26 protein-coding genes are annotated in these 26,523 nt (G+C 36.4%); 10 read left to right on the top strand and 16 right to left on the bottom strand.

Features of this window, described 5'->3' with window-relative positions; translation table 11 throughout:
- Window positions 1-50: 50 nt before the first annotated feature.
- Window positions 51-1,148 carry an ABC transporter ATP-binding protein gene (locus BCELL_RS07290; protein ID WP_013488043.1) on the top strand — a complete coding sequence of 366 codons (1,098 nt, stop codon included), beginning with the start codon at window positions 51-53 and terminating at the stop codon, window positions 1,146-1,148.
- 485 nt (window positions 1,149-1,633) lie between these two features.
- On the opposite strand, the gene BCELL_RS07280 is transcribed toward BCELL_RS07290, so the two are convergent.
- The 6 genes from BCELL_RS07280 to nadB form a co-directional block, all read right to left on the bottom strand.
- The gene (locus BCELL_RS07280; RefSeq protein WP_013488041.1) at window positions 1,634-1,837 is read right to left on the bottom strand and encodes an alpha/beta-type small acid-soluble spore protein; all 204 of its coding nucleotides are present in this window, start codon (window positions 1,835-1,837) and stop codon (window positions 1,634-1,636) included.
- Window positions 1,838-2,333: 496 nt separating this feature from the next.
- Window positions 2,334-2,981, bottom strand: coding sequence for a CoA transferase subunit B (locus tag BCELL_RS07275; protein WP_013488040.1), 648 nt, complete (start codon window positions 2,979-2,981; stop codon window positions 2,334-2,336).
- 18 nt (window positions 2,982-2,999) lie between these two features.
- On the bottom strand, window positions 3,000-3,692 hold the full coding sequence (locus BCELL_RS07270; RefSeq protein ID WP_013488039.1) for a CoA transferase subunit A: 693 nt from the start codon (window positions 3,690-3,692) through the stop codon (window positions 3,000-3,002).
- Window positions 3,693-3,953: 261 nt separating this feature from the next.
- Entirely contained in the window at window positions 3,954-5,057 is a 1,104-nt protein-coding gene (nadA, locus tag BCELL_RS07265; RefSeq protein ID WP_013488038.1) for a quinolinate synthase NadA, read from the bottom strand.
- Window positions 5,044-5,901, bottom strand: a complete 858-nt coding sequence (nadC, locus tag BCELL_RS07260) for a carboxylating nicotinate-nucleotide diphosphorylase (protein WP_013488037.1) — start codon at window positions 5,899-5,901, stop codon at window positions 5,044-5,046. Before nadC ends, nadA begins: the two co-directional genes overlap by 14 nt.
- Complete coding sequence (nadB, locus tag BCELL_RS07255) at window positions 5,882-7,480, bottom strand: L-aspartate oxidase (RefSeq protein ID WP_013488036.1); 1,599 nt, start codon at window positions 7,478-7,480, stop codon at window positions 5,882-5,884. Before nadB ends, nadC begins: the two co-directional genes overlap by 20 nt.
- Window positions 7,481-7,629: 149 nt before the next feature.
- Between nadB and BCELL_RS07250 the strand changes: the two genes are divergently transcribed.
- Complete coding sequence (locus BCELL_RS07250; protein ID WP_013488035.1) at window positions 7,630-8,775, top strand: IscS subfamily cysteine desulfurase; 1,146 nt, start codon at window positions 7,630-7,632, stop codon at window positions 8,773-8,775.
- The gene (locus BCELL_RS07245) at window positions 8,768-9,310 is read left to right on the top strand and encodes a transcription repressor NadR (RefSeq protein WP_013488034.1); all 543 of its coding nucleotides are present in this window, start codon (window positions 8,768-8,770) and stop codon (window positions 9,308-9,310) included. The genes BCELL_RS07250 and BCELL_RS07245 overlap by 8 nt, the downstream gene beginning before the upstream one ends.
- 103 nt (window positions 9,311-9,413) lie before the next feature.
- Here BCELL_RS07245 and BCELL_RS07240 read toward each other — a convergent pair whose 3' ends face one another.
- The 6 genes from BCELL_RS07240 to BCELL_RS07215 form a co-directional block, all read right to left on the bottom strand.
- Window positions 9,414-10,142, bottom strand: coding sequence for an urease accessory protein UreH domain-containing protein (locus tag BCELL_RS07240; protein WP_013488033.1), 729 nt, complete (start codon window positions 10,140-10,142; stop codon window positions 9,414-9,416).
- An 85-nt stretch (window positions 10,143-10,227) separates the two neighbouring features.
- Complete coding sequence (locus BCELL_RS07235; protein WP_013488032.1) at window positions 10,228-11,172, bottom strand: polysaccharide deacetylase family protein; 945 nt, start codon at window positions 11,170-11,172, stop codon at window positions 10,228-10,230.
- A 12-nt stretch (window positions 11,173-11,184) separates the two neighbouring features.
- Window positions 11,185-12,558 carry a glycosyltransferase family 2 protein gene (locus BCELL_RS07230; protein ID WP_013488031.1) on the bottom strand — a complete coding sequence of 458 codons (1,374 nt, stop codon included), beginning with the start codon at window positions 12,556-12,558 and terminating at the stop codon, window positions 11,185-11,187.
- Complete coding sequence (locus BCELL_RS07225; RefSeq protein WP_013488030.1) at window positions 12,558-13,472, bottom strand: glycoside hydrolase family 16 protein; 915 nt, start codon at window positions 13,470-13,472, stop codon at window positions 12,558-12,560. The genes BCELL_RS07230 and BCELL_RS07225 overlap by 1 nt, the downstream gene beginning before the upstream one ends.
- 274 nt (window positions 13,473-13,746) lie before the next feature.
- Window positions 13,747-15,759, bottom strand: a complete 2,013-nt coding sequence (locus tag BCELL_RS07220) for an ABC transporter ATP-binding protein (RefSeq protein WP_013488029.1) — start codon at window positions 15,757-15,759, stop codon at window positions 13,747-13,749.
- Window positions 15,746-17,512 (bottom strand): ABC transporter ATP-binding protein, encoded by a 1,767-nt coding sequence (locus tag BCELL_RS07215; RefSeq protein ID WP_013488028.1) that lies wholly within the window; start codon window positions 17,510-17,512, stop codon window positions 15,746-15,748. Before BCELL_RS07215 ends, BCELL_RS07220 begins: the two co-directional genes overlap by 14 nt.
- 799 nt (window positions 17,513-18,311) lie before the next feature.
- Here BCELL_RS07215 and BCELL_RS07210 point away from each other — a divergent pair.
- Together BCELL_RS07210 and BCELL_RS07205 are read left to right on the top strand one after the other, a co-directional pair.
- A complete protein-coding gene (locus BCELL_RS07210; protein ID WP_013488026.1) occupies window positions 18,312-18,872 on the top strand; it encodes an RNA polymerase sigma factor in 561 nt (186 codons plus the stop codon).
- Entirely contained in the window at window positions 18,853-19,743 is an 891-nt protein-coding gene (locus BCELL_RS07205) for a hypothetical protein (protein ID WP_013488025.1), read from the top strand. The genes BCELL_RS07210 and BCELL_RS07205 overlap by 20 nt, the downstream gene beginning before the upstream one ends.
- A 222-nt stretch (window positions 19,744-19,965) precedes the next feature.
- Here BCELL_RS07205 and BCELL_RS07200 read toward each other — a convergent pair whose 3' ends face one another.
- The gene (locus BCELL_RS07200) at window positions 19,966-20,226 is read right to left on the bottom strand and encodes a CGCGG family putative rSAM-modified RiPP protein (protein ID WP_013488024.1); all 261 of its coding nucleotides are present in this window, start codon (window positions 20,224-20,226) and stop codon (window positions 19,966-19,968) included.
- 85 nt (window positions 20,227-20,311) lie between these two features.
- Complete coding sequence (locus BCELL_RS07195; RefSeq protein WP_013488023.1) at window positions 20,312-21,202, bottom strand: NAD-dependent epimerase/dehydratase family protein; 891 nt, start codon at window positions 21,200-21,202, stop codon at window positions 20,312-20,314.
- Between the two features lie 261 nt (window positions 21,203-21,463).
- Here BCELL_RS07195 and BCELL_RS07190 point away from each other — a divergent pair, with 261 nt between their 5' ends.
- The 3 genes from BCELL_RS07190 to BCELL_RS07180 are packed head-to-tail and all read left to right on the top strand — an operon-like array spanning window position 21,464 to window position 23,727.
- A complete protein-coding gene (locus BCELL_RS07190) occupies window positions 21,464-21,859 on the top strand; it encodes a GntR family transcriptional regulator (RefSeq protein WP_013488022.1) in 396 nt (131 codons plus the stop codon).
- On the top strand, window positions 21,849-22,721 hold the full coding sequence (locus BCELL_RS07185; protein WP_013488021.1) for an ATP-binding cassette domain-containing protein: 873 nt from the start codon (window positions 21,849-21,851) through the stop codon (window positions 22,719-22,721). The genes BCELL_RS07190 and BCELL_RS07185 overlap by 11 nt, the downstream gene beginning before the upstream one ends.
- Window positions 22,711-23,727 carry an ABC transporter permease subunit gene (locus tag BCELL_RS07180; protein ID WP_013488020.1) on the top strand — a complete coding sequence of 339 codons (1,017 nt, stop codon included), beginning with the start codon at window positions 22,711-22,713 and terminating at the stop codon, window positions 23,725-23,727. The genes BCELL_RS07185 and BCELL_RS07180 overlap by 11 nt, the downstream gene beginning before the upstream one ends.
- A 78-nt stretch (window positions 23,728-23,805) precedes the next feature.
- On the opposite strand, the gene BCELL_RS22480 is transcribed toward BCELL_RS07180, so the two are convergent.
- Entirely contained in the window at window positions 23,806-23,982 is a 177-nt protein-coding gene (locus tag BCELL_RS22480) for a hypothetical protein (RefSeq protein ID WP_013488018.1), read from the bottom strand.
- 202 nt (window positions 23,983-24,184) lie between these two features.
- Between BCELL_RS22480 and BCELL_RS07175 the strand changes: the two genes are divergently transcribed.
- Together BCELL_RS07175 and splB are read left to right on the top strand one after the other, a co-directional pair.
- On the top strand, window positions 24,185-24,433 hold the full coding sequence (locus BCELL_RS07175; protein ID WP_013488017.1) for a transcriptional regulator SplA domain-containing protein: 249 nt from the start codon (window positions 24,185-24,187) through the stop codon (window positions 24,431-24,433).
- A 64-nt stretch (window positions 24,434-24,497) separates the two neighbouring features.
- Window positions 24,498-25,529, top strand: a complete 1,032-nt coding sequence (gene splB / locus BCELL_RS07170; protein WP_013488016.1) for a spore photoproduct lyase — start codon at window positions 24,498-24,500, stop codon at window positions 25,527-25,529.
- Window positions 25,530-25,616: 87 nt separating this feature from the next.
- On the opposite strand, the gene BCELL_RS07165 is transcribed toward splB, so the two are convergent.
- On the bottom strand, window positions 25,617-26,387 hold the full coding sequence (locus BCELL_RS07165) for a hypothetical protein (RefSeq protein WP_013488015.1): 771 nt from the start codon (window positions 26,385-26,387) through the stop codon (window positions 25,617-25,619).
- Window positions 26,388-26,523: the final 136 nt, after the last annotated feature.

Here is a 26,523-nt window from a genome sequence, read left to right as displayed (position 1 = left end):
TGAACGTTACATATTGTAAGAAACGTTCAAAAAATAGAGGAGTGACATTCATGGCAGAAATTACTTTTAAAGGTCTTTACAAAATTTATGACGGAGATGTACAAGCGGTAACTGATTTCAACCTTGATATCGAAGACAAAGAATTTATCGTATTCGTTGGTCCATCAGGTTGTGGTAAATCAACAACTCTACGTATGGTTGCGGGACTTGAAGATATTTCAAAAGGAGAGCTTTACATCGGAGACACACTAGTAAACGATGTAGCACCTAAAGATCGTGACATCGCAATGGTATTCCAAAACTATGCCCTTTATCCTCACATGAACGTATTTGATAACATGGCATTTGGTCTTAAGCTTCGTAAATTTCCGAAAGAAGAGATTAAAGAGCGTGTTACAAATGCTGCTAAAATTCTAGGTCTTGAAGAAATGTTAGATCGTAAGCCAAAAGCAATGTCTGGTGGTCAGCGTCAACGTGTTGCTTTAGGACGTGCAATCGTACGTAACCCTAAAGTATTCTTAATGGATGAGCCATTATCAAACCTTGATGCGAAGCTTCGTGTACAAATGCGTGCTGAGATTACAAAGCTTCACCAACGCTTACAAACAACAACAATTTACGTTACGCATGACCAAACGGAAGCGATGACAATGGCAACACGTATCGTTGTTATGAAAGATGGTTATATCCAACAAGTTGGTCGTCCAAAAGATATTTATGATAACCCTGATAACGTGTTTGTTGGTGGATTTATCGGATCTCCTTCAATGAACTTCCTTAGTGGAACTTTAAAAAATGGCTATTTCGTAGTAGCAAATTCTGAATTTAAAATCAAAGTTCCTGAAGGTAAATTAAAAGCGCTAGAAAGCTACAACAACAAAGAGGTATTACTAGGTATTCGTCCTGAAGATATCCATGATGAGCCTGTATTTATCGAAGCTTCTCCTGAAGCTAAAATTGAAGCTAAAATCGACGTTTCTGAGTTAATGGGTGCTGAGACTTTCCTTTACTCAAAAGTAGAAGATCAAAATATTATTGCAAGAGTAGACTCTCGTACTGACGTTAACAGTGGTGACACTTTAACACTTGCATTTGATATGAACAAATGTCACTTCTTTGATGTTGACACTGAAGAGCGTATTCGCTAATCTAACTAATTCGTTTACCCTAAAAATAGAAAAGGGAGACTCAATAGGTTGTTTTATACCTATTGAGTCTCCCTTTCTCAATCTGTGGAACCGCCGGAATTTACACTTAATAATGACAACCTACATCATTTTTCTATTCATATACTCAAACTTCATTAATCAAAACGATCATATCATGTTGACAACTCGTGCATGTTAATATGTGAGGACAATTGTTGTTTTTTCCATCATCTACTATACCATCAGTTTGCTTAGTTAATTCTATAGGTAAATAAGCACTGTAATCATCAAAATAATCCATATAGCGGCCATTGTCTTTCATTAATTCGGAACAATGGGGACAATTCTTTTTTATTTGTACTAACCCATTACAAACTGGACAATAACCCATATTATCACCTTATTATCATCTTATGTATAACCTATCGTTTACTTTATAAAAGGGGATGGAGCTTGTCCATCCCCAAAAACCAGTTATTCTGTTATTATTGTTGCTGACCACCAAATTGCTGCTCAGCCATAGATACTAAACGCTTCGTAATTTCTCCACCAACAGACCCGTTAGCACGAGAAGTAGCATCTGCACCAAGCTGAACACCAAACTCTTGTGCAATTTCATACTTCATTTGGTCTAAGGCTTGTTGTACACCAGGTACAAGAAGTTGATTTGAACTGTTGTTGTTTGCCATGTTTCTCACCTCCTGACGTAACCATAGTATGAATCAATTGCTATATTGTATGTAAAATAAACACTAGAAATTTTTAGGGAATTTTATAAAGCAAGCTTTTCGTCTGTCTCCCCGTGGTCTTTAAGGGATTGCGGTGGCTACGCACATTGCTTAGAGGTTGACTCAAAAGGTAAAAGATCGACCTCTTGAGTCAACCTCTTCATTTAGCTCACCTTCAAGCTCCTTTTTTCTCTCGTTTTCTCTCGCTTTGAACCTGATACTTTTGAACCCGGGTTCCCACTAACCCGGGTTCATTTACCTCACCTTCAAGCTCCTTTTTTCTCTCGTTTTCTCTCGGTTTGAACCTGATACTTTTGAACCCGGGTTCCTACTAACCCGGGTTCATTTACCTCACCTTCAAGCTCCCTTTTTCTCTTGTTTTCTCTCGGTTTGAACCTGATACTTTTGAACCCGGGTTCCCACTAACCCGGGTTCATTTACCTCACCTTCAGTAAAGCTAGTATCCTTTTTTTAATGTCGGTTCTGTACTTGATTGAATTTCTTCAAATGAATATTCTCCAATGATTTCTTTTAATATTAACCCTTCATCTGTAACATCAATGACAGCTCTATCGGTAATGATTCTGTCGACAACTCGTTTTCCTGTTAAAGGTAAGGAGCATTTATCAACTATTTTAGGTTCTCCGTGTCGATTGACATGCTCCATAATAATGACGACTTTTTTAGCTCCGTGAACAAGATCCATCGCTCCGCCCATTCCTTTAATCATTTTTCCAGGTATCATCCAATTTGCTAAATCACCATTTTCTGCAACTTCCATAGCTCCTAATATAGCTACATCAATGTGTCCACCTCGAATCATTGCAAAAGATTCAGCACTACTAAAATAAGATGCTCCATCAACTGTCGTTACTGTCTCTTTTCCAGCGTTAATCAGATCAGGGTCAAGTTCTTCCTCCGTAGGAAATGGACCAATTCCTAATAAGCCATTTTCTGATTGAAGTATGACTTGTTTATTTTCTGAAATATAATTTGCAACCATTGTTGGCATTCCAATTCCTAAATTAACATATGCACCGTCATAAATTTCCTTTTCCGCTCTTTTAGCAATTTTTTCACGAATCGCTTTACGGTTAATACTCATAAGTAATTCCTCCTCTCTCTATACGTTCGCGATCGTTTTTCTCTCAATTCTTTTTTCCTGTTTCCCGACAATTAATTTATCTACATAAATACTCGGTGTATGAATATGTTCTGGATTTAAATCGCCTGGTTCTACTAGGTGCTCCACTTCTGCAATCGTCACTTTGCCTGCAGCAGCCATCATAGGGTTGAAATTTTGAGCTGTTTTTCGATACATTAAATTACCATGCTTATCTCCTACGTAAGCCCTCACTAAACTGAAATCAGCAACTAGTGCTGTTTCCATTAAATATTCCTTCCCATTAAACATCCTGACTTCTTTGCCGTCAGCTATTTTAGTACCGACTCCTGCTGGTGTATAAAAAGCCGGTATTCCCGCTCCACCAGCCTTAATACGTTCTGCCAGTGTACCTTGAGGGACTAGTTCGACCTCTAATTCCCCTGCTAACACTTGTCTCTCAAATTCTTTGTTTTCTCCTACGTATGAAGCTAAAATTTTATCAATTTGTTTATTTTCTAATAGTAAGCCTAAACCCCAATCATCAACACCACAATTGTTGGAAATAATCGTTAAATTCTTCACACCTGTTTCACGAAGTGCTTTAATTAAATTTTCAGGAATCCCACAAAGTCCGAATCCCCCTACATGAAGTGTCGCACCATCCTTTATGTCTGATACAGCATCCTCAAACGACGTTAAGACTTGTTTCACCTTCTCACCCCATTTAATCTGTTTTGTATCATTATATTTGTGGATATATTGGATATACCGCGTCTTTGATTTTAGAAATGATTAAATATTCCATTCAAACTCTTTTCTGTATAAGAGTTATTACTATCAACGAAACTTAAGAGGGGAACAAAGGGTAATTTACTTACTGTTCAAGTCATTCTCATAAATAAATAATGAGCCACCGTGGTCTACTATGACCAACGGCAGCTCATTTATTTTTAAAAATATTTATTTCTATTATTACACATTGTCAAACATTCGCTCGATAGCAAGTTTAGCGTCTTTGGCAATATGTGATTGTACAGTAATTTTGTTTATTGGTTCTCCTTTTTCAATTTGTTCTAGTGCCCAAACAAAGTGTGGGAGATCAATTCGGTTCATGGTCAAACACGGACACATTTCCGGATTCAGTGATACAATATCTTTATCTTGATGATTTTGAATGAGTCTATTCACTAAATTCATTTCTGTACCAATTGCCCATTTACTTCCTGACGGAGCATTTTCAATTGTTTCAATAATATATTTTGTAGAACCATCCAAATCACTTGCACGAACAACCTCATGTGTACATTCTGGATGAACGAGAATTTTTCGATCAGGCTCATTTTCTCTTAATTGCTGCACGTGCTCCATTCTAAAGTTTTCATGTACGGAGCAGTGCCCTTTCCAAAGAATCATCTTAACACCATCATGACTATCTCCTTCAAAACTGTCTGTGTGAGGATTCCATACGACCATGTCAGATAAGGAGATCCCTAGATCAAATGCGGTATTTCTTCCTAAGTGTTGATCTGGTAAGAACAATATGCGTTTCTTTTGTTCAAATGCCCATTTCAACATTTTTTTTGCATTAGAGGATGTGACGGTTGCACCACCATGCTTTCCAACAAATGCTTTAATCTCTGCTGTTGAGTTGACGTACGTTAACGGTACGATCGTTTCACCAAAGTGTTCAACGAGCTTTTCCCATGCTCGTTCAGTTTGTTTCATATTAGCCATATCTGCCATCGAACAGCCCGCACGCATGTCAGGCAATACGACTGTTTGTTGATCACTTGTTAAAATGTCAGCTGTTTCAGCCATGAAATGCACACCACAAAATACTACGTATTCCGCGTCCTTATTTTGTGCAGATACTTGGGCAAGCTGCAGCGAATCCCCTGTCGCATCAGCAAACTGTATCACTTCATCCTTTTGATAATGATGACCTGGAACAAATAATTTATTGCCGAGCTTTGCTTTTATTTCTTCCGCTCTTTTCTGCAATTCTTCCGTTGTTCTTTCTTTATATTGTTCAGGAATAGTTTTTTGTACCGCCTCAAACAAACTATTTGCTATCATATTTTGTTCCCCCGTTCACTTTAATGTTTAAGCTAATATCTAGCGCCTTAACTGAATGGGTCAATGCACCTAAAGATATATAATCAACACCACTGTGTTTGTAGTCAGCAATCGTTTCTAACGTAATACCACCAGAAACTTCTGTGATAATATGATCCGGTATATCTTTTACCCTCTCCGTTGCCTCTTCTACAGAACAATTATCGAGCATAATGACATCAGCACCTGCCGCTACTGCTTCTATCACTTCTTCGATCGATTCTGTTTCTACCTCGATTTTCACCATATGTCCTATTTTTTCTTTAACCCTTCTTACGGCCTCAGTAATAGAACCACTTTGAGCAATATGATTATCTTTAATCATGATTGCATCATCTAATCTTAGGCGATGATTAGCACCTCCGCCACATACTACAGCATGTTTTTCAAGCATACGTAATCCTGGGGTTGTTTTCCTTGTATCACACACATTTGTTTTAGAGCCCTTTAATTGATCCTGTGCCTTATTTGTTAAAGTAGCAATCCCACTCATACGCTGTACTAAATTAAGTAACACCCTTTCCGTACTTAAGAGCTCTACAGTCGGGCCGGTAACCGTTGCTATCACATCGCCTACCTCGACTTTCTCTCCATCTTTTTTCATTAACTTTAACTCAATATCCTCTTGAAGAAGGGCATATCCTTCCTTTAATACCGTTTCCCCAGCAAATACACCTGCTTCTTTTGCAATATATATAGCCTCACTAGTTTCATCGCTAAAAATTGACTGACTCGTACGGTCCCCGAATCCGATATCTTCTTGAAAAAAACGAGTGAGCTGTTCTCTAAGCAAGAATTTGTTCATGATGTACCTTCCCTCCGCTACGTTTTGTGTAAATATTTTTATCTTTCTCAACAATAATTTCTACACCTTGCCACTTCTCATTTTGAGGTAATGGAAAGTCCATTCGAAAGTGGCCACCACGACTCTCCGTTCTTGTAAGTGCAGCTGAGGCAATGAGCCATGTCATCGTTAGCATTGTACACCTGTCAATTTCCTCTCTCGACATTTGCAGCCTTGTCGATAATGCCATTCGCTTTACACCTAATGATTCACACCATTGAATCAATTCCTTCAATGTATTTGCGTCTCTTCTAACACCTAACGATAGTGACGCTTTTCTTTGTATCTCTTTTGCAGAAGGTATCACAAAACGAGCTTCCTCTCTCGTTCGCTTTATGCGCAACTCCTTTTTCTCTTTTACGGTAATAGATGTACTGCTAACTGTCTTGACAATGGCTTCCGCTGTTCTTTCTGCGAAGACAAGCCCTTCTAGTAATGAATTACTTGCAAGTCTATTCGCTCCATGTACTCCCGTTCTTGCTACTTCTCCAACCGCGTAAAGGTGAGGTAGCGTCGTACATCCATTTGCGTCAGTTTTTACACCACCCATTAAAAAATGTGCACCTATTGTAACAGGAATTCTCTTTTCCTCTAGAGGTAATCCTGCTTCTTCACACATCCGATATATAGCTGGGAACCTCTCTTTAAAATGGGGAATCATAGAAATATCTAAAAATATAGAACTTCCACGATTTACTTCTCTTTCGATGACTCTAGCAACAACGTCTCTCGGTGCTAAATCTTTTTTTGGATGAACACCTTTCATAATTTTTCTACCGTCCTGATCAATAAGTTCAGCACCCTCACCACGAATAGCTTCAGAAGCAAGGCCTACAATGCCGTTATATTTAATTAAAGTTGGATGAAATTGGATAAATTCTAAATCAGACAGTTGTGCTCCCGCTCGATATGCCATTACAATCCCATCACCAATAATCGATTTGTCATTAGATGTAGCATCAAAAATACCACCACATCCACCAGTTGCAAGTACAGTCGCATCTGCACGTTGTTCATACATTGTCCCGTTTTTCGATTGCACAACAACGCCCACGCACATCTCATTTTTGATAATCAAATCTATGACCTGTTCATCTTCTAACACTTCAATTTTACTTTGCGAAACTACTTTTTGAGTCAAATAATCCATCCATCTTGCGCCAGTTTGATCGCCTCCGGCATGGAGTATTCTCCTATAAGTATGTGCGCCTTCCATCCCTAAGCATAGTTCGCCATTTTTATCCCGATCAAAATCCATTCCTTTGTTTAACCATTTATTTACACAGCTAACACCTTCGTTAACGAGAATACTTACCATATCCATGTCATTATGAAAACAACCCGCTTCTAACGTATCCTGAAAATGGTATTGTGGATCATCGTTTTCATCAATAACCACTGCCATACCACCTTGCGCACGCCAAGAGTTACCTTTATTTAACTTTGTGAAAAGTTTTACATTCATGTGCGAAGAAATATTTAGAGCAGTAATCATCGCAGCTATTCCTGCTCCTACAATAATAACTTCTCGATTTCGCATAATTTTAACACCCTTTTTTACATGTGTCTTGACACCTATATTTACATAAATTTAAACTAATGACAAGAGATTTTATAAAAGTTTTGTAGTAGTTGGTTATTTAATAGTTTGTTAGACATTCTAATATAAAGGAAAATGAGGGGTAAACGATGATATATTTAGATAACGCAGCTACAACAAAAATGACACAAGCTGCATTAGATGTATATATAAAAACTACGCATGAATATTTTGCAAATACGAGCAGTTTGCACGAGCAGGGAGAAAAAGCAAAGCAGCTATTAGAGCAATGTAGAAAAGAAATCGCTTCAATATTCCATAGTCAAGCAAATGAAGTTTATTTTACTAGTGGAGGATCAGAATCAAACATTTTAGCTTTACAATCACTCTATGAGGCGAATAAGCATCATGGAAATCATGTCATCACCTCAATAATTGAACATCCTTCAGTTCATTCATTCTTCCACCGCCTTGAAAAAGACGGGGTTGAAGTCACCTATTTAGAAGTAGATCATAACGGTGTAGTCTCATTTGAACATTTAAAAAGCAGTATAAGATCTGATACAATTTTAGCATCAATACAACATGTTAACTCGGAAATTGGGACAATTCAGGATCTTGCAAAAATAGGAAAATTATTACGAGAGCATGGCATCCTTTTTCATAGTGATTGTGTACAATCTTTTACTAAAATACCGATACATGTTGACGAAATTCCTATTGATGCCATCTCTGTTTCTAGTCATAAAGTTTATGGCCCTAAAGGTGTTGGTGCGGTTTACCTTTCTGAAAAAACGAAATGGTCTTCCGTACACCCACTGACCTCACATGAATTTGGCTTTCGCCCAGGTACAGTCAACACACCTGGAATTGCTGCTTTTACTACTGCTGCTATAGAAGCAGTACAGCAATCGCGCACGTCTTATTTTCAAATAGAGCGATTGCGAGACCTGTTCCTACAAGAGCTAAAGGAGTACGAACAATTAATTACGATTGAAGGCGCTGTTGATTCGCAACTTCCACATATTGTCGGAATGGGGATTACAGGCATTGAAGGTCAATACATGCTTTTAACTTTAGATCGATTTGGTATTTGTATATCTACCGGCAGTGCCTGCCAAGCTGGTAAACAGGAGCCTTCTGTTGCGATGAAAGGATTACAAAAAACGTATCAAGAAGCAAAGCGCTTTTTCAGAATTTCTTTCGGTATTCACAATACACGAGACGATGTTATGGAAACTGCAAAGATCATAAAAAACTGTATAGAAAAGAAGGAGGGTATGTCACGTGACTAAAAGAAAATGGTACGGTGAGGAACGAAGAAATAAAATATTATCAATGCTCAAGGAGCGTGAAGCCCCGCAAACTGGGGGAGCTTTAGCAGAAGAACTGAATGTGAGTCGTCAAGTGATCGTTCAAGATATCTCTTTATTGAAAGCAAAAAACATACCTATTATAGCAACGAATCATGGGTATATATTATCTGAAAAACCGAGTAAACAAGAACCTCTAACAAGAATCGTTGCTTGCTATCATCCTCCTGAAAGAACAGAAGAAGAGTTATTTTTATTAGTCGACCATGGGATAACCGTCAGGGACGTAAAGGTGGAACACCCCATATACGGTGATATTACTGCATCTGTTATGGTCAGTAATCGAAAAGAGGTAAAGCTATTCATTGAAAATATTATAACAACTAAAGCCTCCTATTTATCAGAGTTAACTGACGGCATCCACTTACACACTTTAGAAGCAAAATCTGAAGAAGATTTAGATGATGGCATATTAGCACTAGATAAAGCCGGATTTTTATTAAAGGATCACACATGAATCTTTTCGGTAAAAGCTAATGTATAAAAATTCGCCCCACGTAGTATAGCATCACTACTGCTTGGGACGAATTACTTAATCATTTTCAATTAAATGTTTCTGTTTACCAAAAAGTCATTATATCGAGTACACCTAAAAATATCATAAAGCCTCCTGCAATCCTTTGGACAATGAGACCAATCTTTCTGCCCTTTCTCATCACTTGGCCACTAAGACCTAAATACCAGATGATAAAAATAACAATTAAAAATGGGATAGAAGTACCGACAGCAAAAAGACTAGGAAGAACTACTCCATAAGAAGTTGAGATTGTGAGAGGCATTAGTAGCATAAAAAATAACATTGCCATCGTTGGACAAAACGCAAGCGAGAAAGATAGTCCAAGCATAAACGCCCCCCATTTTCCTTTTCTTTTTTTATTGTCATCTCTTTTCCAAAGAGTAATGGTCCACCTGAAGTGAAATAAACCAAGCATATATATACCGATAATAATTAATACTGGACCTATCAATTTGCGCATCGGTTCGAACAAAAGCGGTAGCTGCTGTTGCATTTCTTGTCCTAGTAAAAAAATCACCAATCCGATACCAGAAAAAGCAACTATTTTTCCTAAAACGAAAAATAAAGTATCTATCCAGGAAATACCACGATTAATAGATTTTGTTCCATATAAAGTAATCGCGCTCATGTTACCAGATAGCTGACAAGGGGCGAGGGCACCCACTAGTCCTAAAAGTAAGGCAAACAAAATTGGAACCGATTCAACACTTGTGGCTAGATTTAAAAATGGTTGGCCAATTGCATGACTAAATTGCTCTATATAATGATACATAACATACTCCTATCACAAAAATTGGATACCTTTATCATATCAAACTTTCTTCTCCTTTTTGTGAAGAAAATATCACCATTTGCAATTATTGTTCTTCATCAAGTCCCATTATTACCTTAAATTCTTCTATAGATGTATTTGCATAAACTTCCTTTCTAGGAATCTCATATAAGTTATCTCCTACTTTTGCATTCGTATAGGCTGTTGTAAAAGCCATCTCAAAGCCAATTTCTTCAAGGATAGTGATCGTTCTGTCATTATACTCTCCGTAAGGGTAGGCAAAAGCTCTTTTATTATCATTTAAATTATTTATACTACTTAATAAATCCTCTTTTATCTCATCATTAGGTTTTACTTCTAAAAAAGCTTTGAAATTAAATGTACGCTCATGGAAATTATAAGTATGACTTTGGTATTCGAATACATCACAGCCTTTTTCCACATCCGAAACACTTAAATATTGTGAATACGTCGGATCGTGATCAACATCTCTAACATTAATAAATGAAGTAATAATAAAATTGATTGCATGAAAATCATGCTCCTTTAAAACCGGATAAGCCTCGTAATAGTTGTCTTTAAACCCATCATCAAATGTAATGACTACACTATTTTTTGGAATTCCTAACTCCCCTTTTAAAAATAGCTGCAGTTCTTTTGCTGTTAATGTCACATAGTCGTGATCCTTTAATAATGCCATCTGCTCTTCAAAGTCTTCTTTTACAAGAATGGTAGAGTATAGCTCCCCATTATGGTCATAATGATTGTCTCTTAATTCTTCTTCAGGAATAACTCGATGATAGAGTAGTACTGTAACGTTATCTACACTCTCCTCTACTTCTATCCCAAAGTCTCTAACAATATTTGTCCATTCTTGGCATTTATCAATAGGAAGCGCTTTATGAGGTGGGAAGTATTTCGGCTCTTCTGTCAATGCTTGAGCAAAGTCATCAAAATATAACCTTATAATAATCGAAAAAATAACTAAAAATGAAATAGCAAATGTTATATTAAAAATACCCCTTTTCATACCGCACCTCCATTACATTGCTTTATGATTTTCAAGCAATGGTACGTCTTCGTACATTTGATAATTCGTTCCTGTTCTGTTTGCTTTGTCCCACTTATCCTTATTTACAAAAAACATAAATGTGCCGATAGTAACAAATAGTATTCCTAATAATCTATAGGTAACTATTTCTAATGGTATAAATAAGGAAATTCTTAAATAATCCATCCTTGTATACTTTATTCCTAACCTTTTACTCACTTCTATTGTGGCTATACTCTGAAATATCCCAAGAATAAACGTAATTGTAAATAACCCAAGTGCAACCATATAGTGATCTCTATTAAAAATAAGGAACAATGGGATAAGTAATGCTGTAAAGGCATTGATTGTACCAAGTAACACCCCATCTCCTAGGAAAAATAATGATAGTCTTACTCCTAGCTTATGAAAAAAATTTTTCCTATACATAAAGAAACAGTCAACAAATGCCTTTTGCCATCTCACACGTTGGTTAAACAATGCACGGAAGGTCTCAGGGCATTCTGTATAACAAAGTGCTTGCGGTACAAAGATTAAACGGTGATTCTTATATTTCGTTTTTATTAGACGTTGAATTTTAAGGGTGATATCCATGTCCTCCCCGATGGTTTTACGAAAACCATCCACTTCAAAAAGTACTTTTCTTCTAAACGCTCCGAAGGCACCAGCGATAACAGTAATAGATTTCAATTTTGATTGCGTATATTTGTGCATATAAAATGCGGTAAAATATTGTAATATTTGAAATCGTATAATTCCAGGATTGATAAAGGTTGGTCTCGGTTTTAAATAATTGCCTTGAAATCCTTGACCGATTTGAACCATACCGCCTATTGCTAAAATGTGATTATCAGAAAAAGTACTATTGATCACATGAAGAGACTCTTTGTCTAAAATACTGTCAGCATCTAACGTGACGACATATTCTTTTCTTGCGTATTCAATTCCAGCATTTAATGCATCTGCCTTCCCACCATTTTTTTTATCTATCACAAGAACTTTCGGATATAACGTCGACGCGTAAATATCAATGATAGCTTCGTGCGGTATCTTTACTGCTGGTAACCTATTATATACTGGGACTAATTGTAAATGTTGTGTTAATATATCTAGCGTTCTATCTGTCGACCCATCATTGATAAAAATAGCTTCTACGTTGTTATAATTCAAATTTACAATTCCTTGTAGACAGTTTAATATTACCTTCTCTTCGTTATAGGCCGGAATTAAAATGGATACTCCATTTTCTTTATCTACTTTTTTATACTTATTTAGTCCTTTAATAGTAAGTAAAGGTATAAACATGTAAAAAGTTTGGAAAATTACAAAAATTAAAACGAAGATGAGTGATATTTGAAGAAACATTATATTCCCTCCTCATTTTTTTCGTATACTCTCACGTACTCTATTTCAAAAACTTGAGGAAATATCGTTGTCTCATCAGGACTTCCTGGCCAATTTCCGCCGATGGCCGTATTTAAATATAGATACATGTCGTTATCTGGGATATATGCATCTGTAGTAAATACTTCAACGTCATCAATCAACCACGTTATCTTCTCTTCTGACCATTTAACCGCGTATGTATGAAAGTCATTTGAGAAATCATTTTCACTAATATACTTATTTGATTTACTCTTCAACTCTCCATGTTCATTTAACCAATGGACAACCATCCAAATCTCATTTGGCTTATGCCCAAGCATTTCCATAATATCAATTTCCGGCAACCATACACCTTCAATATTAGGCATCATCCAAAACGCTGGAAAAACTCCTTGACCACTTGGAAGTCTCGCTCTTATTTCAGCCTTTCCGTATTTAAAGCTGAACTTGTCCATTGTATGTATCGCCCCTGATGTATAATCCCGGCCACCAAATCGCTCTTTTCTAGACACTAGCTGCAAGGAACCATTATTTACATGCACATTTTCAGGTGTGTAAAACTGAAGTTCATTATTCTTCTCCGCTGCCCAGTTCTCGCTATTCCACTTTGTTTCATCTATTTGATCATTTTGAAATTCATCCTTCCATATTAACGTCCAACCTTCTTTTTTAAACTCATGAAAATACTCCTTATCCTCCTTCATTAACTTCACTTCATTTAATACACGGGTGCTTAAATCAACTTTACGGGAACCGTGACTCATTTCATGCATCGATACAGAAACATGATCATTCATGTGAATGGATGACTCTGGTGAAAAAAGAATTGAAAAGGAAAAAAGGAATACGCACACAACGAAACTTACTGACAATAATAGTCTCTTCAAATTCACCAAAGACACCTCCAAAGTTTTTCCTTAATAAAGAATTCATGTTCTTTATAAAGAACCTAATCGTAGTTTATACTATTTTAGTACTACATTAAACATCGATATTAGTTCATTTGTTCTATATATAGTTCGTTTTTCGTTCTTTATTTAGGTATTTCTCCCTCTTTCTTAGTCTTTCATTGTTTTTTCTCAAAATAATGGATAAACAACTACTTGTACTTATAGTAAAAAAGTATGAAAAAACCGAGAGGATATTCCTCTCGGTTTGAAATATTTATTAAGCAGTATCGATTTTATTGCCTGCTTGTAGCTGATACATGGCGTAATATAGGCCTTGTTGTCCCATTAACGATTCATGATCGCCTCGTTCTACTATTTCCCCTCTATTAAGAACTAATATTTGATCTGCTTTTCGGATCGTTGATAGGCGGTGGGCAATAACAAATGTTGTTCTCCCCGCTTTTACAATATTTAATGCCTGCTGTATTACTTCTTCTGTTTCAGTATCAATATTTGCTGTTGCTTCATCTAGAATGAGAATTGCTGGATTGAATACGAGTGCTCGTGCAAAGGAAATGAGCTGTCTTTGACCAGCAGACAGTGTGCTACCTTTTTCCTTCACCTCTTCATCTATACCATTTGGAAGTGATTGAATCATCTCAATAGCACCTACTTTTTCTAACGCTGCTACTATTTCTTCTCTACTAACAGTAGGGTCATTCATACTAACATTTGTAGCTATCGTACCAGTAAATAAAAAGGGATCTTGTAATACTATAGCCATATGCTTTCTTACTGCCTGCTTGGAGATAGAATGTATGTCTATGTTATCAATTGTGATCCTTCCTTGTTGGTGGTCATAAAAACGAAATAAAATATTCATTATTGAGCTTTTTCCAGATCCGGTATGACCAACAAATGCAACTGTCTCTCCTTTTTTTGCGAAAAAGGAAATATTGTTTAATACATACTCATCTTTTTCATATGCAAAGGATACTCTGTCAAATCTTACATTACCATGAAACCTTTCAACATGAGTGTGATTAACCTCAACACCTGGCTCATCCATTAATGTAAACACTCTCTCTGCGGCAATTCTCGCTTCTTCTAGCTGTGCTAACTGATTTACAATGCCATTTACTGGTTCAAAGAGTCTATTGATATAATCTACAAATGCATACAAAACACCCATTGTGAATACCGTACCTACACCGAGCGCTCCACCACCAAAGTACCATATTAGTAAGACAAACGTTAAATTTCTAAAGAAATTGACTAGATTAAAAGAGGTTGCAGCGTTCAATGAAAGTAGCTTTCGATTATATTGAAAATGCTCCTTATTAACCGCTTCAAACTCATTTGTCACTTCTTTTTCTCGACCAAAAGCTTGAATTAATGACATTCCTTGTATACTTTCATTGATTTTACCGTTAATGTCACTCAACCGTTCACGAATAACACGGTTAAACTTCCCAGCAAATTTCCGATAAAAAATCATCCATATAATAATAACGGGAACAATGAATAAAGTCATCGTTGCAAGTGATGGGTCTAGTAAATATAAAGCGATAAATATCCCTGTCATATAAATAATACTCGTAAAAAAAGTTGCCAACACCCGTACATAAAGCTCTCTAATTGCCTCTGTATCATTCGTAATTCTTGAAACAATCTTCCCTGCTGGTATGTGGTCAAAATATTGCACTGGTAGTTGGTGAACCTTCGCGAAAACATCTTCTCGCATTTTCTTTATAATGCGATTTGCTGATTCCTGTAATAAAAACCTTTGGTGATAATGAAAAAATGCTGCGATCAAAATGAGAATGAAATAGCCACCCATTAATAACATAACATACGGTATTTCAGGTTGAAAAAACTGAAATACTTCACTTGCCGTTAATGCTTGAACAGCGTATTCAGAGATGTCACCTTGCCGATCGATAATTAAAGTCTCATGCTCTACATGCCTACTGCCATCCATAATAACTCTCTCATGCAATAAATAATAGGTTAATCCAAATTGGAAAATTTGCACTTCCTTTTGGTCTGTTAACACACCATCATATCGATCTGTACGAACAAAGTGGCTACCAGCATAATACACTTCACCATTTTCTTCTACCTCAACCCACGGTCTTTCTATCCCTAATATATGATTATCAATCATCGTTTTTGCAATAAAAGGGCCTGTGAGTTCAGCGGCCGCTGCGATAGCTAAAAATAGCAGTGCAGCTATCATTGTCTTTTTAAACTGAAGTGCATAGCGAAAAAGTCGTTTACTTACTTTCATGCTGATACACCTCCTTTTCTGATTGCTCCATTTGCTGCTTAAAATATTGCATTGCATACCATCCGCGCTGTTCCATTAATTCATCATGTGTACCTTGTTCTATTACTTTTCCTCCTTCTAAAACGACAATAATATCTGCATGACGAACGGCTGACATACGATGTGCAGCGATAAACGTAGTCTTCCCTTGCCTCACCTTTCTAATGTTCCGCACGATAAAAGCCTCTGTTTTTGCATCCACCGCTGATAATGCATCGTCCAATAAGAGAATGTCAGGGTCCTTGATTAATGCTCTTGCGATAGAGATTCGCTGCTTTTGTCCCCCTGAAAGTGACACACCCTTTTCTCCAACTAAAGTCATGATTCCATTGGAAAACGTTTCGATATCTTTCGTAATTGCAGCTAAGTCCATTACGCGATATAAATCAAACTCCTCTGCGTCAGGACGACCGAATAAAATATTTTCTTTAATCGTTTTGGAAAATAAAAATTGATCCTGTGGCACATAGCCAATCCAGCCTTTTAACTGCTTTAAAGAGATTCTCTCAATCGGTGTATGAGAGATGTGCAATTTGTTCGCGTCAATGGGATACTCTCGCAGCAGTTGCTTGAATAATGTCGTTTTTCCACTCCCAGTTTTACCTACAACACCGACTGTTGCTCCTCTAGCAACATGCAACACAATATTTTTTAAAGCAGTGTCACTTACCCCTGGATATTGAAATGATAAATTGTTAAATGATATAGCTTCAGGTCTTTCTACAAAAACTGATTTGTCACTTGATATTACATCTGCTTTATATGACAATGTCGTATTTAAACGGTCCATCGATGCATTTCCACGTTGCATAATATTCATGAGTTCACCAAATGCAAACATCGGCCAAATAAGCATTCCTAAATAAATGTTGAACGATGCTAGCTGCCCTAACGTAATTTCATTATGAAAAACTAGATATGCTCCATAGCCTAAACCAATCATATAGCTTATTCCTACTAGTATTTTTATCGTCGGCTCAAATAGAGCATCAATTCGCGCAACAGAAATGTTTTTTTGTAAAACGTCATTTGTTAATTTTTCGAATCGCTGCTGATCGTCCTTTTCTTTTACAAATGCACGAATAACACGGACTCCCGCTATCGATTCAAGCACTTGATCGTTCATATTTCCAAATGCATCCTGTGCTTTCGTAAAACGTTCGTGAATGATCTTGCCGTATCGTTTAATAATCCACGCCATAATTGGGAGTGGTAAAAATGCAGCAAGTGTTAGCTTCCAGCTCACTAAAAATGTCATCATAAATAAAATGATAATTAAAAATACTGTGGAATCTATCAAAGTTAACACACCAAAACCCGTCGTGACAGAGATAGCTTTTAAATCATTCGTCGCTTTCGCCATTAAATCACCGGTTTTATTTTTTTCATAGAAGGTTGGTGTCATCTTCATCAAATGGTGCATATACTTTGACCTCAATGTTCGCTCTATAATAAAAGCGCCTCCAAATAGCTGCCTCATCCAAACGAATGTCATGAAATAGATGAGGACCATCAGTCCTAATAAAAAGAGAATATAAAAGGTTAGTTTTTCTGCTGTTAACTGACCTTGATTTAATTCATCTATGAAAATCCCTAGCATTCTAGGTGGTAATACTTCTAGTAAACTGACGACTAGTAATATAGTAACTGCGATCGTATACCTTTTCCAATGTCGCTTAAAGAACCACCCTAGCTTTTTTAAAACTGAAAACATATTAACATCTCCTATTCAATTGTCTTTTCAAATTGTTAAACTTACTATCCTCCACCTGTCACTTCCTCCTTTGTGAGTTGCTTCCTTTTAATAAAAAATAAAATCATCTTAACTTCCTCCTAACATTTCATTTATGTTGACGGTCTTTTTGACCGGTAACCATATAAGCTGTAGTAAAATACTACTAAGTCAATGTCGTAAGAAGCGGTGAAGAAATGATGCCACATTTCTTTCATGTAGTAGTGCTCTTCTTCCTAATACGCGTGCCATCAATTCCACCGCCAAATTTACTTTATCTAAAAAAAACACATGAGCGTGAGTAAGCCCATGTGTCCCCGCAAATAGTTTATTAGAGAAAAAGTTCCCTACTCTACTAAGTTACGATAAAATAGAAAAAAGGCGTACGTCACCGAAGTGTGTGACATACAACCCATTGTTAATTTTAGGATATGTTAAACTTTGTTGTTGATTTTCACTTCAGGACGCTAGCTTACCGCAGGCGTCTCGCCACCTTTCGTGTCGTGAAAATCAATACTAGCTTTTAACAGAGCCTAATATTTTAAAAAACGAAGGAAAATGATTAGGAGTCACAGCACAAGTATTAAATTTTATATCATGCGCTACTAAAATTGCGTTTCTCATACTGTTCTCCTCCTTCCTTCTTTTTCATCATTGCTAAATATCGGTAATTTCACTTACTTATAGTAGCACCGCCACTCACATTTGGCAACATTTTTTTCAAATAATGAAACTTTTACATACAATCGTTAGTTTAATAAGTGAAAGGAGGCCGGAAAGCATGTGTGAATTAAATGATCGTATGTTAGTTCAAAAAGCATTGTCTGGTGATGAAGAAGCTTTTAAACAGTTAATAGCGACCTATCAAACAACTGTTGAACGTTTTGCCCGGCAAATCGGCGTTCGAGAAGAGGATTTACAAGATGTAACGCAAGAAGTCTTTATTAAAATGTATCGGTTTCTCCATAAATACTCTAGAGGGAAGTTTTCTACATGGCTATATAGCGTGACTCATAATGTCGCAAAGGATAGCTTCCGTAAATTAAACAGGGAGAAATCAAAGGTGTTAAAAACAATTCAGGCACAACCATCAGTGTTTTACGAGGAAAACTTAGATTTATCTGAGGATGCAGCTATTTTACACAAGGCGATTCAGTGCTTAGACGAAAAATATCGCGTACCAATTGTCCTATTTTATTTCCATGAAGCTTCAATCAAAGATATTTCAGCTATATTGGCTATGCGAGAAGCAACTGTAAAAACTCGTTTAAAGCGCGGAAAGGATCAGCTTAAAGCATCTTTAGAGGAAGGAGGCTACGAATATGAGTCAAGAGCGTTTTGAAAGAGGTATGGAAGAGATAAAGTTTAAATATGAAAAAATGCCGAAAACTACATCTACAAATGACATTTTTCAAGCAATAGACGTTGAAAAAAATAAAGAAAGACGCGGCTTTCCTTTAACAAGGAACATACCAATGGTTGCTGCTTCAATCGTCTTTCTTCTCGTCGCTACCATTTTTATCGGTTCCTACTTATCTCAAAATGAACTTAGCCAATCTGGTGAACTAAACACGCGAGATAATAGTATAGTATCCGGTAACAATGGGGATGGAAATACACATAGCGATGCAACACCTCCCGTTAATAATGAAGGGGAACAAAAATCAGGTGAGGAAGAACGAGAAGAAACTGAAACTGTTTCAACGTTAAGTAATCGTGAGTCGTCCTTTACGGAAACGATTTACCCAGAAGGAATCGAATCAGAAATTAATTATGAGCTATATGTCAATGAAGATTTAGGCTTTTCCACTTATGTTGTACCTGAGTTCGGATGGGATGAACAAGTTCTATCCGTATACGAAGCAAATGATACTGTTCGATTTTTTGAAGAAATTAGCTATATGGGAGACTTTTACTTCAGTGTCACTCGTCGTGAAAATATAAACAACTTAAATGCGGTGTTAGAAGAGCTCTATTATCAATATGAAATTGACGGCTATGTTGAATACACTCAATTAGAGAATACGATTTTTGAGAATGTTGACGCTGAAGGACTATGGTTAAAAGATGAGGAATCATCAAAGCGTTATTATGCGATACGTCAACACGAGGGCGACACCTATATTATAGAGATGCAAGTATATATTTCCGCAGGCGAAACTGCACAAGGATATGCAATGCGAACTTTCGTCAATCAAATGATGTTTGAATAATAGCCTTGAAAATACCATTTACCTACTATTTATTAACCCGGGTTGTTTTTGCCTGGGTTTTTTGTATGAGTGAAATTATTATAGGGGGTCTTTCGTCTAGGGGGCTTGTGTTAGATGGTACCTCGTTTTCAGCATTTGTTCATGCTAGCTCTTGCTTTAGATTCCTCTAAAATTGATTCGTGAGAAGGTTAAACCCGGGTTCGCTTTCTCCCGGGTCCGCTTCTATTTGTACACCCTCAACACGTGTCCGCCACAGCCGCATTCATCTTTATATTGCACGTTAATACTGCTGCCGAATTTTTCTATGAGCACTTCTGTTAAATATTCTTCTGGGTTGCCAAATTCATTTGGTGTTACTAGATTCACATACGTTCCAGTTGCAGTTTCATCTACTGCTTCAATACTATGTTGAATAACGAGCGCTTGATCATGAGCGTATTCGCCATGCTCTAATGATGCAGACCAAGATTGATCCTGTTTCATCACACAGTGCCTCCTTTTGTTTTTTTCGCTGATTTATTATTACTTGAACACTGGCGTTTTCCAACCACATAGAGTAGAACAAAAATTAAGTAGATTTTTCATTTTTTACAAGTGCTTCAATTAGTGGTTCAAACCATTCAGATAACGGCTTAAATGTGTATCCTTCGGCTTTGGCGAACGCGACATCTTGATAGTAAGACGTTGGGAAATTCATTGGTGAACTTTCCTCTTTCGATAAAGACGCTTTCACTATTGCTCTTCCCCCTGTTTTCCGTTCTATTAAAGCAATCATATCACCTAATGTTATTTGATCGGGGGCAGAAGCGTTTACAGGTCCAACAAAGTCTTGATGGCCTATCCAAAATAAAAATTGTGCTAAGTCTTCAGAATCTACGAAAGAAATTTTTGCTTCTACGTTATCAATTCCAATTTTGTCACCGCGCAATATTTTTCTTATGTGATATTGGAGCCGCTCCGTGTAATCATCTAAGCCAAAAACGATTGGTGGGCGTGGTGCAACAACTGGGAAGTTGGCCTTTTGAAAGAAAACGGCTTCCGCTAGTCGCTTCCCTTCACTATAATCAAAATCTTCTTTCCTGCCAGATTGTATGTCATAAGCAAAAGGGTTAAAATCTTTTTCTTCCTTAGCGGCTTTTTCATTGAATTGATACACTGATAGCGTAGACGTCAGCACATATCTATTTACTTTCCCCGCAAATACATCACATGCATCTTGTGCGTCATCAGGCGAAAAGCAAATCTGATCGTAAATGATATCCCACTTTTTATCTGGGAATACTGATGTCATCGACTCTCGGTCAAATCTGTTTACCTTCACACGAGTTACTGTTCCATCAAATTTAACCTCCGTCTCTCCTCGAGTAGCGACAGTAACATTGTCACCGTTATCAATAAGCTTTTGTACTAATCTTTTACCAAAAAATCGCGTTCCTCCGAGAACTAACACATGTCTCATAAAAATTCCTCTTTCTCTTTATATTTTATGTTGTTAACCTTCTATCTTTCATGATGTATATCACATTTGTACGCTTTTCCCTTCTTTTATTTTAATATAAATTGAAGCATTATCCTATTTATTACGATTGCTCATTTATTTTTCCTTAAAATGTATTGACTTGAGCATAAAAAGCAGATTATACTTCAAGTGTACTATTCAGTGTAATACACTTAATACATAATACGATAGATGATCCTCTTAAGGTGGTGAATTTAATAGATGTATTTCAACATTGACCCAAAGAAGAATGTTCCTTTATACGAGCAAGTGATCCACCAAGTGAAGGAAATGTGCGCAAAAGGGATTTTACAGCCAAACGAAAAGCTCCCTTCCGTTCGAGAGCTTTCTTCACAAATGGTGATTAACCCGAACACAGTGAGTAAGGCGTACCAGGAGTTAGAGCGGCAAGGTGTTATTGTAACTATTCGTGGGCGTGGGACGTTTATTTCTGAAGACTTCACACACACATTTGATCCAAGGCTGCTGAAAAATATGAAGCAATCTTTAAAGCAAATTATCATTGATAGCCATTATGCTGGAATAACAAAGGAAGAGCTTACAAAGTGGATTGAAGAAGTTTATAAAGAGATTGGAGGTCAAAAACGTGAAAATTAAACACCTTTCAAAAAAAATAAACGGTGTTGAAGTGTTGTCTGATATTAATTTTGAGATTAAAACAGGAAGTATTGTCGGTATTATCGGAAGAAATGGAGCAGGTAAGACAACACTACTTAGAACGATGGTAGGTATATTGGAGCCTTCTAAAGGCGATGTTTGTATAAGCGATAAAAGTATATTTACCTATCCCGAATTAAAGCAGGATATAATATTTGTCCCCGATTCATCTGAGGCATTAAAAGCCTACAGCACACGTGAAATCATTACACTTTATGAAAGCATTTATCCTCGTTTTGATATTGATTATTTTCATGAGCTCATGAACAGATTTTCTTTACCTTACGTGAGGAAAATTGGTAGCTACTCTAAAGGCATGAAAGCATTATTTTCTCTCGTCATCGCGTTTTCTACAAAGGCAAAATACATACTTTTAGACGAGCCAACTGACGGTCTTGATGTCATTGTAAAAAATCGTGTACTCAAAGTGTTAGTGGAAGAAGTAGCTGTAAACGAGGTGTCCGTTATTATTTCTTCCCATCGGTTAGACGAACTCGAATTTATGGCAAATGAAATCGTCATGATTAAAGAAGGGCTTGTGGATAGTCATTATGAATTAGATGCGATGAAGTCGCAATTTATAAAAGCACAAATTGTGTTCAAAAAACAATTACCAGAAGTAGTTCAAAATAAAGTAATCATTATTAATCAAACTGGACGTGTGTACACAGTGTTGTTTAATAAAGATGAAGAGATTGAATCGTTAATTCATGAGCATGCACCTATTTTATATGAGGAGCTTTCTCTTTCACTAGAAGATATCTTTATCGCAAAACTAGGGGGTGACGAATTTGTTTCATAAAGCGCTTTGGTATCAAAATTTCAAGCAAACGAAAATATTAATGTTTTTTTTACTCGTTCTGTACATTATTCATTTACCTTTTCAAGCGATGCTACAAGTTGAATCATGGCGAGTAGAGCTAGAGGAATTTGGTCAAATAAATATGTATTATTGGTCATCAGGTCAGACAATTTATTTTATCTTTTCTGAAGGTGCTCTCCCGATTTTTATTATGATTGCAATCATTTTTCTCGCTTGCCTGCTCATTGGCGTGGAAAGAAACACGAGAAGAATGGACTTTACTTTCTCCTTTCCTTTTAAAAGGCGTGATATATTTTTATCTAAAATGATTTATGGCATGTTTATGATTATAAGCTTTCATACGATAAATTTTCTTGTCGCTTACTTAATACTATTTCAATCAGAATTTAGGTATACCCTTTCAGACGTCACGATGACCAACATTTACTTTGGTCCATTGATCGTATTTCTATTTATTTTTACTTTTGCACTTTTCATCGGCACTATTACAGGAGAAATGATTTCTCAAGTAGTGTTAACGTTTATTTTTGGAATATTTCCTTTAGGGATCGCCTTCCTAATCATTACTAGTATGGATATTCATCGAGCCCAACCGTATTATCGAGAGTTCCCTTATTGGGTCGAAACATATACACCGTTGTTTTACATTACATCAACTACGAATGGCTTTATAAACAGTGTCCTTTATCCATTAATCGGGCTCGTTATTTTTGCAATATTAAGCATCCTCCTTTATCAAAAAAATAAAATTGAACATAATGGAGAGTTTCTTATTTTCAAGCAGCTACACCCTATTTTTAAATACGGTATAATCATTTGCTTTTCGCTTTTTGGTGGAATTATCATCTCTTCGCTAGCACCATGGGGAGGATCACAGACTTTCCAAATTATCGGCTACTGGATTGGGTTCGTCATATTTGCCCTTTTTTCCTATTTAATTTCAAGAAGATTACTAAATATGAACGTATTAGTTAGAAACAAATAACCATTCACAGAACAAAGAGGGGACTCAACAAGTAACCCCCTCTTTTTTATATTCTCAATTCCCTCGTCACTCATCCTTTTAGGACTTCCTAATCTTCATAAAATATAAAATTAAGTATCCTAATATCGCTCCTATTAAAGAACTTAATAACATACCAAATTGAAACTTGTTCGTCACGACACTGAGTATAAAAAAAGCTATAACGATGCCTATAATATAGCCAAGAAACGTCTTATTCATTTTCTTAGTTTCCATCACATTCCCCTTTCGGTATTACTTACCTCAATAAGTGATAAAACACGAACGTTCATGATTATCTACACTATAACATTCACTTACAAGTGATGAAGGGATAATTAACCATCGTTACGAGAGTATATTGTCTTATAAGTAATGAGACTCTAATCAGTAATGAAGCATCACTTTGTAAAGTTCACATATAAAGGAGCTGCATACTGTGGATATTACACAACTTCACCCTGGTGATTCCGTTTTCGTGATTTGTCGGAATCCACATACACAATCTGTAGCACAAATCCAAGAAGCAGCGATCGTTGACCATCCAGATTATCCTGGCAGAACTGTCTTATTTCTTTTTGATGACTATATGCCATTAACAGATGATTATGCGATGTTTAATAATTATGAAGAAGCTGAAGAAATGTACAATTTGTATTTTAATGAATCTGATGTAGATGTATTTTAGTCTAAATGGGGCTCATGTTTATGCAGTGAGTCCCATTTCAAAAAATATATAGTAGGTGAGATATATGCAACAAAAACCATTTACACCTCAGCTCGTTTATATAGAACCAGCTGCTCTTGAATATCCTCTCGGTGTAAAGCTAAAGGATAAGTTTGAAAAAATGAATATTGAAATACGAAATACAACGTCCCACAATCAAGTGAGAAATATTCCAGGGGATAATGACCTTCAAAAGTACCGCAATGCAAAGTCGACACTCGTAGTTGGAGTGAGGAAGACATTAAAATTTGATACATCAAAACCATCAGCAGAATATGCTATTCCTTTAGCAACAGGTTGTATGGGTCACTGCCAATATTGTTACTTACAAACGACAATGGGAAGTAAGCCTTACATAAGAACATATGTTAATCTAGAAGAGATTTTAGATACAGCATCAAAATATATGGAGGAAAGAGCCCCCGATATTACAAGGTTTGAGGCTGCCTGTACTTCTGACATTGTTGGGATAGATCATTTAACACATTCGTTAAAGAAAACAATCGAATTTTTTGGTAAAAAAGATTTAGGCAATCTTCGATTTGTTACAAAGTACCATCATGTTGATCATCTTTTAGATGCAGATCATCAAGGAAAAACACGCTTTCGTTTTAGTATAAATGCAGACTATGTAATAAAAAACTTTGAGCACGGCACCTCTAGGCTAAAGGATAGAATCGATGCCGCTGCAAAGGTTGCTCGAGCTGGATATCCGCTAGGTTTTATCGTTGCCCCTATTTATTTACATGAAGGCTGGAAATCAGGCTATAAAGAAATGTTTGAAATATTAGACGAAACGTTACCAGACGATGTCCGAAAAGATATTACATTTGAATTTATACAACATCGCTTTACGAAGCCAGCAAAAAAAGTGATACAAAAAAATTATCCTATGACAAAACTAGAGTTGAACGAGGAAAAAAGAAAATATAAATGGGGAAAGTATGGGATAGGTAAGTACGTTTATCAAACAGATGAACAAGAGGATATAAAAGATACGCTATATCAATATATGGAAGGGTACTTTCCCGATGCAAAAATTGAATATTTCACGTGAAAAAATGCGGTTAAGAAATGTCGCCACACTAGCTATTGTGACGAATTTCTACCGCATCATACTATCGTATTTCCAAAAGATACACATTCAGTCACCCCAAGACTCTGTTAATGCATTAACTTCACGATACGTATGAAAGGCATGGGTAAGCTTTTTTTCCTCAATATAGTTTATTCGTTTTTCCTGCTTTAATATACAGTTTATATCTCTTCCTGATAGCTGACTCCATTCAGCTATTTCTTCCACCGACACTTTTTGCTCCTCAATTAGTGTTTTTAGCTGCTTTACAATTGCTAGTTGCTGCCTTCTTTTTTTAGGAGCTGGTGAAACAAAAGGCTTGCTAACGATAAACTCTTTCCGAAGCTTCATAAACGAAAGTATCAATTGGTTCACTTTTTCCTCACAATGAGATTGGTGACCACCGCTGTGTTCCTTTTGTTTTTTATGTGCTATGATATCTTTTTCCATATGATTATAAATGTCGTTAACATAAACAATTTCTTTAGGCCAATAAAAATGACAGTCATGCTTATTTATATTTTCGTCGAGAATAGAGATTACTTTCCGATTGGAAACTACCCATGGATAATTTTTATATGCACTGTACCAGTTTTGAAAAGTTTTCATTACGTCATTGAAAGTTGGGGCAAGCCACCAATTTGAATAATGCTGTACTCCTTTTTTCTTTTTCCAATGCTGATAAACAGGTCGTATATAAGAATGATATTTACTTCCTTTTATGAAAATGTCATCAATAATCTGAACTTCAACAGCAACGATTTCCGTCAGTTCTCGAAAAGCGAGATTCTGATTTTTATTTACTTTTTTCCAGCCAACCTCAAGCAAAATATACTTCACTATGTCCACTCCCATGCCATGTCTTTATACATAGAACGACATATATAGCAACTATGTTTCATATTCAAAATAATAAAAGTTCATTGTATTCTGCTGATAAACTTTGTTGTTGATTATAAACCTACCGTCTCCTGAT

Source organism: Evansella cellulosilytica DSM 2522 (assembly GCF_000177235.2).
Classification (GTDB): Bacteria; Bacillota; Bacilli; order Bacillales; family Salisediminibacteriaceae; genus Evansella; species Evansella cellulosilytica.
This window is presented reverse-complemented; position numbering and strand designations above follow the sequence as displayed.